Origin of the sequence: Acetatifactor muris, assembly GCF_024623325.1 — a bacterium.
In the GTDB taxonomy this organism is placed as follows: domain Bacteria; phylum Bacillota; class Clostridia; order Lachnospirales; family Lachnospiraceae; genus Acetatifactor; species Acetatifactor muris.
This window is the reverse complement of record NZ_JANJZD010000047.1, coordinates 21,500-30,351: the sequence shown is the minus strand read 5'-3', so window position 1 is coordinate 30,351 and position 8,852 is coordinate 21,500. Positions and strand designations below refer to the sequence as shown.

The 8,852-nt window shown below is 34.6% G+C and carries 8 protein-coding genes; all 8 read left to right on the top strand.

Translation table 11 applies throughout. The annotated features are described in order from the left end of the window. Nucleotides 1-162 precede the first annotated feature (162 nt). The gene (locus NSB25_RS25945) at nt 163-1,320 is read left to right on the top strand and encodes a hypothetical protein (protein WP_242982611.1); all 1,158 of its coding nucleotides are present in this window, start codon (nt 163-165) and stop codon (nt 1,318-1,320) included. Continuing rightward, nucleotides 1,320-3,173, top strand: coding sequence for a hypothetical protein (locus tag NSB25_RS25940; protein WP_103242192.1), 1,854 nt, complete (start codon nt 1,320-1,322; stop codon nt 3,171-3,173). Before NSB25_RS25945 ends, NSB25_RS25940 begins: the two co-directional genes overlap by 1 nt. Before the next feature lie 17 nt (nt 3,174-3,190). After that, nucleotides 3,191-4,840, top strand: a complete 1,650-nt coding sequence (locus tag NSB25_RS25935; protein WP_103242191.1) for a hypothetical protein — start codon at nt 3,191-3,193, stop codon at nt 4,838-4,840. A 4-nt stretch (nt 4,841-4,844) separates the two neighbouring features. Beyond that, nucleotides 4,845-5,033 (top strand): hypothetical protein, encoded by a 189-nt coding sequence (locus NSB25_RS25930; protein WP_103242190.1) that lies wholly within the window; start codon nt 4,845-4,847, stop codon nt 5,031-5,033. Then, nucleotides 5,017-6,564 (top strand): hypothetical protein, encoded by a 1,548-nt coding sequence (locus NSB25_RS25925; protein ID WP_257479332.1) that lies wholly within the window; start codon nt 5,017-5,019, stop codon nt 6,562-6,564. The genes NSB25_RS25930 and NSB25_RS25925 overlap by 17 nt, the downstream gene beginning before the upstream one ends. A 16-nt stretch (nt 6,565-6,580) precedes the next feature. Next, complete coding sequence (locus NSB25_RS25920; protein ID WP_103242188.1) at nt 6,581-7,066, top strand: hypothetical protein; 486 nt, start codon at nt 6,581-6,583, stop codon at nt 7,064-7,066. A 27-nt stretch (nt 7,067-7,093) separates the two neighbouring features. Then, nucleotides 7,094-8,092 carry a hypothetical protein gene (locus NSB25_RS25915; RefSeq protein WP_103242187.1) on the top strand — a complete coding sequence of 333 codons (999 nt, stop codon included), beginning with the start codon at nt 7,094-7,096 and terminating at the stop codon, nt 8,090-8,092. Nucleotides 8,093-8,155: 63 nt separating this feature from the next. After that, nucleotides 8,156-8,845, top strand: a complete 690-nt coding sequence (locus NSB25_RS25910; protein ID WP_207656188.1) for a hypothetical protein — start codon at nt 8,156-8,158, stop codon at nt 8,843-8,845. The last annotated feature ends 7 nt before the right edge of the window (nt 8,846-8,852 follow it).

The following is an 8,852-nucleotide window of genomic DNA, read 5'->3' as shown; positions in this document are numbered from 1 at the left end:
TTCACCTCTCATTTTGATGTCTCTATTATAACACAAATACCCAAATATGAGAAGTAATAAATCAATAAATAAGACAGGTGTAAATCCTGTCTTATTTATTGATTATACCCAAAGTTCAGAAAGAACCCTTCGGAAGTTAGTGCTTAATTTATTTGAAAGGCGGTGGTATTCATAGCTGCAAAAAAAGAAGTTAAAAAGAAAAAATGTCCTATTTGTGGCAATGAAAAATCTATCGCCACAGGATTTTATAAGTCATCAAGTCCCATGTTTTCGTTAGATAAATGTGTCCCAATTTGTATATCTTGTGTAAAAAAAGAAGTGGTAAATGAAAATGGAACTGTTAATGAAAATAAATTAAAAACAATGTGTCAACGCTTAGACAAGCCTTTTTACTCTGATGAGTTAGATTCAGCGTTTTTACAACAAAAGCGTGAAAATGGATATTTGTCTGATGATGAAGTAGCAAAATGTGGAGAAAAAATAGTAGGTTTCTATTTCAAAAATATAAACACATTACGACAAAATAAAGACAAAAGTTTTGTAGATTCTGAAAACGATGGTTTTATTCATAAGACAGTTAATGTAATTGCCCAAAACAAGAAAGAACAAACGTTACAAAGGTATTCTGATATAACAGGAAATGAGAAATCTGCTTGTAAACAAAATGAGAAATTAATTGTTTGGTCAGATCAGGACAAACAAAATAAACAATACGCAATTGAAGTTGTTGGATACGATCCGTTTGAGGAATATCCAGAAGAAGGTCGTAAATTTCTTTTTAATCAGTTGTCGCCGTATCTTGAAGATGATTCTAATGCAGATGACGCATATAAACTCTCACAGATATTACAGATTATAAAAAACAATTATCAGATTGATATTTGTGACAAGAAAATGTCTCAGCTAGACCCATTAAAAGATGCTGAGAGTATCAAAACTTTAAGCGATATTAAAAACAAACTGGTTCAAAGCAATGACAAAATTGCTAAGGAGAATGAAATTTCTGTAAAGAATCGTTCTAATAAAGATGCCGGCAAATCTACCCTTACATATCTCATGAGAGATTTACGGGAAAAAGATTTCGACAAAGCTGAAGCTGATTACTATGACCAGTTAAGAGGGGTTGGAAGTCAGTGGGCAACAGGTATGTCCATAAAGGCAATTAAAGAAAATGGTATTTTTGATGAAAATGACAAAAAAGAAGTTTATGAAATGCAACTTGATATGATTGCAACCCTCAATAAAGAGGTAGATGAACTAAAAGAGAAAATTCGTATTTTAACACTAGAAAATGACAGATTGAAGGCAGGTGTTGGTTAGTGGCTTATAGAAAAGTTAAACGCCTGTTGTCTGATAGAAAGCGCAAAATATGTGAATTAGATGCTGAATCAATTGCTTATTACAGGCGCAATCCTTGTATCGCCTGTGAAGATCTGCTCGGCATCCGTCTAATAGATAGCCAGAAATACATATTACAAGAAAGCTGGAACAAACCACACGTCTTATGGTGTTGTAGTCGAAACTTTGGAAAATCATTTCTTGGCGCAGTATTCATGATACTAAAAACCATTTTGTATGAGAATCAAGCTATCTATATCGTATCTTCTGTTGGTAATCAGTCTAAGGAAACATTTTCTAAAATCGAAGAAATTGTATTACGGATTGGTAAAACCGCCGCTTCTATTGATTCACTCCAGGATATTGTTGAAAAAGAAACTGTTAAGTCTACAAATAATAAAACAGGTTTCCAACACAATCCAGAAAGTTTCCATGTTAGCTTTTATAATGGTAGTGAAATATTTACGCTTAATGGCAAGCCAGATAACAACAGAAGTAGACGTGCAACTTTGGTATTTTTTGATGAAGCCGCATTTTCTTCTGATGAGTTGATTGCTGTCTGTGAGGCTTTTGCTACACAGAATACGGAGTTCAAAACTTCTACTGACGATATGTTTAATCCTGAGACAGAGAAACGGAAATGCCCTACTCAGTTAGTTTATGCGTCATCTCAGGATGATATGAGCAAAATGTTCTATAAACATTATAAAAACTTTGCAAAACATATGTTAGCTGGTGATAGAGATTATTTTGTAGCGGATATGATTTGTGATTGTGCAATTACAACTTATATGAATGGTAAACCATATACTCCCCTTCTAACAAAAGATAAAGTAGAAGCTGCTATGAAAGCCAACCCTGATAAAGCCCGTAGAGAATATTACAATCAGCCTACTCGTGATGGTGGTGTAAATCAAATTGTCAAGTGGGGAACCATCCGTAGAAATGAATCTTTTTATTTGCCACAATTACATTTTGAACCCAATACTAGGATTGCATTGGCATTTGACCCAGCAAGAACAACTGATAATTCAATCCTAAGTGCCATGAGAATAACCAATGATCCTAACTGGGGTTATATGGGAGATATTGTGAACTGCATAAATTTTGTAGATGCTGCAAGTAAAAAAGGATATAAATTGGATTCCAATAGGCAGTTGGGTAAGATTCGAGAAAATTTGCTCTTATATAATGGCTTGGCAAATGACTATGACAACTTAGACGTTCTTCTGCTCGATCAGGGAGCAGGAGGTGGTGGAACTTCAACTTACGCTGACGGACTTCTCAATGATTGGACTGATAAAGATGGACGCAAGCATAGAGGATTAATTGACAAAGAACATGATATATATAAAGGATATGACGAAATATATCCAAATGCTGTCAATAAATTAAGATTGTTGAGTCCCAAAAAATATAGAACTCAGATGGTAGAAGAATTTATTGAGTTAATTGATTTGGGCGTTATAAAGTTTCCATATGAATATAAGCAGGAATTTATATCTATGGCAAAACAGATTGATGAGGAAAATCAGCAAATGGAATCCTATCAATTGTCCATAGAAGAAATTATTGCTTTGCAAAGCATCGACATTATGAAAAACGAAATTACTGCTATATATAAGTATGAGAATGCTGAAAAAACCACTCGTACATATGCTTTATCAAAGGAAAAAGAAAATGATCCAAATTTTCATGATGACAGATTTTATACCATTATAATGTTGGCGCATTATTTATATAAACTGCGGAGAGGACAAACTGTACAGTCTACACCACAAGAAAAGTTTGATTATAATTCTGCTCCATCTTGTGTTTCTAATATCGACTTCTAAGAAAGGATGGTGATAATTTGCCAGAAAATAAAACAGACACATCTTCTACTGTTTCTTCTGAAAACGACGAAGATTTTAGTGTAACATTTGCATCCAATGTAGATTCTAATGGTGAAGAAATTGCCATTCTCACTTCCGAAGAAAAAGCAAAACATTGGATGGAAGAAGCATTACAAAGTTTTGACCCAACTAATAAGCAATATTCTGTATATCTGAATGAACAGTCTGGAGAAGATTCTAAACTCACTATTGAGGATATAAAAAGACTTGCCAAGAATGCCCAAAGTGATTTAAGTAAGATACTCAAAATCAATTCTCTTGTGCGCCAGGAAATAAACGAGGATGATATAATTGGTAAAGTCTATGAAGCTGTTGTTGCTAATCTAAATGCAAATGTGAGAATATCCTTTGACAATCTCCCACAAAAATATACCAAAAAGAAAAAAGATGAGGCCGAGAAATTAATTAAGCGTTTTCATAAAGAAACAAACATTAATCAGATACTCTCCTCTTCTATCCCAACTGTTTATACAGAGGGAAACTGCATTAAATACTTACGGGAGAAAAATGGACATTATGTAGTTGACACATATCCATTAGGGGTTGTGATAGTCAGTGATTACAATATAAATGGAAATCCTTATATTCTAATAGACATCAGAGAACTAACCAGCCGTTTACAGAAAACGACCATTAAAGGCAGAAAAAACAAACCTTTATTCTTTAATAGTATTGTTGATGAAATCAAAAACAATTATCCACCAGAAGTATATCAAGCATATATAGATAAAGAACATTATGCAAAATTAGATATTCAGCGATGTGGTGTAAATAGATTTTGTAACATGAATCGTAAATATGGTCTTACTCCTGTGTTTAAGGCTTTAAAGCCAAACTTGATGTTAGATACTTTTGACGAGGCAGATAAGATTAACGCAAAAGCTAAAGCTAAAAAGATTATTCATCAGGTTTTAAGAAGTGAATTACTTGGAACTGAGGGAAACCGTAAAGGACTAGAGGAAATGGCATATGCCCACGAAAACCTTGTGAAAGCATTTCGGAATCCTACAGTATTGTATACTTCTCCCCCATTCGTTGAAAAAATCGAATATGTAGAACCTAAAGCTGAAATGTCAAATGTGGACAGTATAAATCAATATCGTTCCAGAGTGACTTCTGCATTAGGAATTTCATTTCTTAATACCGATGGAAAACAAACTGTCAGTACAGCAAATATATCCATTAAGCAGCTTATGAAAACGATAAATAAGATTGCTGAGCAGGAAGAAAAGATACTGGAGCAATGGTATTGTTTGATTTTACAAGAGAATGATATACCTTTGGAATACTGCCCTACTCCACATATTTTAGATGCAGAATTGCTAGAATTTGAAATGCGTAAAGATTTGTCTGAACTATTATTCTCTAAATATAATTGTTCTTACTCTACTGCATATGAACTTGTTGGTATGGATGTACGAGATGAAATTGAAAAACGCAAACAGGAAAAAGAACTTGGTTATGAGGAAATTTTGTCAGTTCATCCAACTTCATATAATAGTGCTGGTGATTCTACCGATTCTGATAATAAAGGTGGTAGACCAAGCGGATCAGACGATGAGCAAAAACAAGAATACGATTCAGATTACAATTTAACGAGGGTGTAGTGGTATGAAGTTTATTAAAACGCCAACAGGCGATGTTTATAAATTGGATGATTGTATGATATTTTATGATCTCGATAATTCTGAGGTCTTTTTTAATACACAAAATAAAGATCAGAAAATGTTAGCAAAAGAATTATTTGAAAATACGGGAATATTGGTTGGAGATTTGAAAGGTGGTGAGAATACTGGATAATACAAATACACCAATTACAGTAATTGGACAGGTTATTGATATTGCAGAACATACAAGTTACTTGGAATTAACAAGTCGTGTCTGTTTTTATGACGAACCCAATCTTAATAATGATATGCTCCCAACTGATGACACAACATTAGAAAAAGCTCTAACTTTAGTAAATATGCCAGTACAAGCAAAATACCGTCTTAGTCCATCTGGCGAACCAACTTTTTCAGGACATGAAATGAAAAAGTCAAAATCTACTGGCGAGATTACCTTTGGAACTTCTAGCGTTGGTACTCATACGGAAGTATATATTGAAAATGATAATGTTGACGTAAATGGAACTATTAAAAATTTACCTTGTTTGTTTGCCAAATATAGAATATGGAAAAGATATAAAAATGTTGTTGCTGCTGTGCAACGTCTTTTTAGTTTAGGAAAACTTTATTCATCTTGGGAAATAAATACATATCAATACATTTTTGATAGGGGTATTCGTAAAATAACAGATTATGAGTTTTTGGCCAACTGTTTACTTGGGTACGAATATGCTTATCCATCTTATGGCACAAGTGCAAATGCTATCAGCATGGCACAATTAAATGATAATCAGTTAATGATTGCGGAGGCACTTTCGCAAGACTTACTTGATGAAAATAATATAAATGACAATGATGAGGAGGAAAGTTTATTGGCTAAGAAAAATGAATCTTCTCCAGCAGTTGAAAATATTATTGCCAGTGCATCTCCTGAAGCACAGAACGGTGATGCGACAAATACTACTTCTACTGCCGAAGATAAACAAAATGAAACACCCACTACTGATTCTGCACAACTTACAGTTTGGGATTTAAAAACACGAGTTGGAGAAGCATGTAGAAAGAAGTTAGGGAAATGGTGCTGGGCGTCTTTTATGTTTCCAAACGAAAAAGAAGTTTGGTGTGAATATGATGGTGCTGAGTCTGAATTAGATTATGTGAAATTTACATATGAAGTTGCAGATGATGATACAGTTACTGTTAGTGAACCTGAATATGTAAAATTGACAGTTTCTATTGCAGAAGTTAATACAAAGATTTCTGAACTGGAAAAGGAAATTCAGACTGTAAAAGCAGAGTTAGACATTAAAAATGATGCTATCATAAAAGCAAGTGAGACAATTCAGAGCTTGAACACTCAAATTTCAGAACTCGCACCATACAAGGAACAGGTTGAAGTTGCTGAACGAAAGAAAATTGAGGAACAGATTACAGCGGAAAAAGAATCACTAAAAAATAAATTGCTTAAGGGCAATCTTTTTACAGAAGCAGAAATCGCAGAAAAGAAAATTCAGGATCTAATCGAAGCAAGGGATGTATCAGCTATCAATAGCTTGATTGCAGATAAGTTCGTTGCTTCTTTTGATATAGAACACAAAACTGAAAATGCTGAAACAGTAACAGTATCTACCGCTGAAACGGTTGTTACTGCTACTGCTAATCTTGAATCCGAAGATACTGAAACAGATGTTAGAAGTTTTATGAGTAAAATTTTATCAAACTAATGGGAGGAATTAATCAATGTTAAGAAATTTTAGAATCAATGGTGCAAAAGCACCTGATGCAATGCATAAGGCAAAAACAGAAATGGTAACTGGTATGGCTGTTGTGAGGGAAGATACCGCAACTGATAAGTTTGTAAAAGTTACTGATGTGGAAACTGTAGCTGATATTTTGTTTGTAGATAAGGAACGTGTGCCTACTGGTGTGAATGCTGCTAGGGGTGATATGTCTGATTATGATCCAGACTTTGTAAATATCAAGGCTAATGAAATGGTAACTATTGATAAGTTTGCGGTAGATGAAAAATTTGGCACTGACCAGTTTGTTGAAACTGATTTTACAGCAGAGACAACTATTGATACAAGAGTTTCTTTTAAGGATGGTAAGGCTATGAAAGCTACTATTACGTCTCCTTATAAGTTCAAAGGATTGCACAACGATAATGGACACACTTTAATCCAGATTGAAGTGTCTGACACAGCAGCTAAAAATGCTACTGCCTAATAAATAGAATACAGGAGGAATACATTAATGAGTATTTTAACAAGTGAAATGCAGGACGTGATGAGCAAAAAGCACGTCCTTTTTGATGTTGCAGAAAAAGTAGAATATAAAAGAGATTTGACCGCAGAGGAAAAGGAAGTTGCTGAAATTTCCGATGCGTGGGCAAGGGAAATTGGTGAGACTGGTAAAGATCCTGACTGCCAGATTGCCGCTTACATCAAGAAGACAGTACAGGAAGAAGTCTATAATGCTCCTGATGAACTGCTTGACCAGATGTTTGAAAGAGGCAGTGTGGGTGAATTTGATGACGCTGAATACGATAAAGAAGCAAAGAATACTTTAGTTGCTCACGAAGCTGCTAAAGGTGGCGTAGTTGATAGAAGCTGGATTGATCTGTCTGCCGTTTATCCTACATGGAAGAACCGTCAGGTAGAAACCGATCTGTCTTATGTAGACCTTCGTAAAAACGGATTTAAGTCTATAGCAAATCTTACCGTATTTATGAAAGAAGCGTGTCAGAATGTAATGTTCTACGATATGCTTTCCCAGGTAGATAATGCTATTGTTGGCGGCGATGCATTTATTAGTGTTACTGGTTCCGTTCCTACGCTTGATGCAATGGATGCAATGTCATTATATCTTAATGATAGAAGCGATGATTCTGTTATTGTTTCTCTTACTAAGTATGCACAGGCTATCAGAAGAATGTCTGGATTTGCACAGTATATGAGCAATGACATGAAGAATGACTTCAATAGATATGGACTGGCTAAGACCTATGATGGAATTGGTATCGCAGCTATTTCTGGTGCAAGGAGACAGGGTAATGGTAATCTTCTTATTCCAGACAAGAGAATCTTTGGTATCGCTGGAAAAGTCGGTAATCTTGATATGAAGGGCGATATCCATGTATTCCAGGATATGAATAACCAGAGTGAGCAGGTTCATCTTATGCTCAAAGACTTTACATATGGTTTTGCAATCACAAAGATTGAAAACTGTGCAAAGATTGTATTGTCTGCTTAATCTTTATGATTTTTAAATATTGGTGGTGGGAGAAATCCCACTGCCCCAATTGGAGGTAATATTTTGATTACACAAGCAGAAAAAATTAACGTATTAAACTATAACGAAAATAAGGTTTCTGTCATGGTTTCTCCGACAGAATCATTTACTTTTGAACCGTCCGTAGATGGAGAAATCCCTTCCGTTATACCAATGACATTTGAGCAGATTCGTTACGCAAACAACTACAATACATTTCGTGGTGGATTCTTATTCTTTGAGAAAAATAAGGAAAAGGAAATATACGAGGAACTTGGTATTACTAATTGGGAATGTATTTTAAACAATAAGGAAATTAGAGAAATTTTACTTAGTCCATCATATGATGGATTGAAGAAAATTGTTGATATTAAAGATAGTGCTGTATTTGAAAGGGTTAGGGCTGCTTTTCACAAATTGAAAGCGGAAGGTACAAATGATATTTCTGTCCGTGTACAGCAAATTATTAGTACAAGATATAAGGAATTACAGAATAAAAAGGTAACTACTTCTATTGTAATTGAGAAGAAAGATCTTGCCCAGTCAGTACCAAATAAAGAAGTTGAATCACTAAAGGCAGAAAATAAAGCAATGCAGGAACAGCTTGCGAATATGCAAGAAATGATGGAAAAACTTCTAGCGCAACAGTCTGCTAAAACAGAAACTAATGAGTCAAAGAAAGAAACCACAGCACCTAAGAAATCACCAGGCAGACCAAAGAAAAATACTGAATAAGAAAGGA

Coding starts and splice junctions, on each gene's coding strand:
- NSB25_RS25920 (WP_103242188.1), top strand. CDS start 6,581: ATGTTAAGAAATTTTAGAATCAATGGTGCAAAAGCACCTGATGCAATG.
- NSB25_RS25915 (WP_103242187.1), top strand. CDS start 7,094: ATGAGTATTTTAACAAGTGAAATGCAGGACGTGATGAGCAAAAAGCAC.
- NSB25_RS25930 (WP_103242190.1), top strand. CDS start 4,845: ATGAAGTTTATTAAAACGCCAACAGGCGATGTTTATAAATTGGATGAT.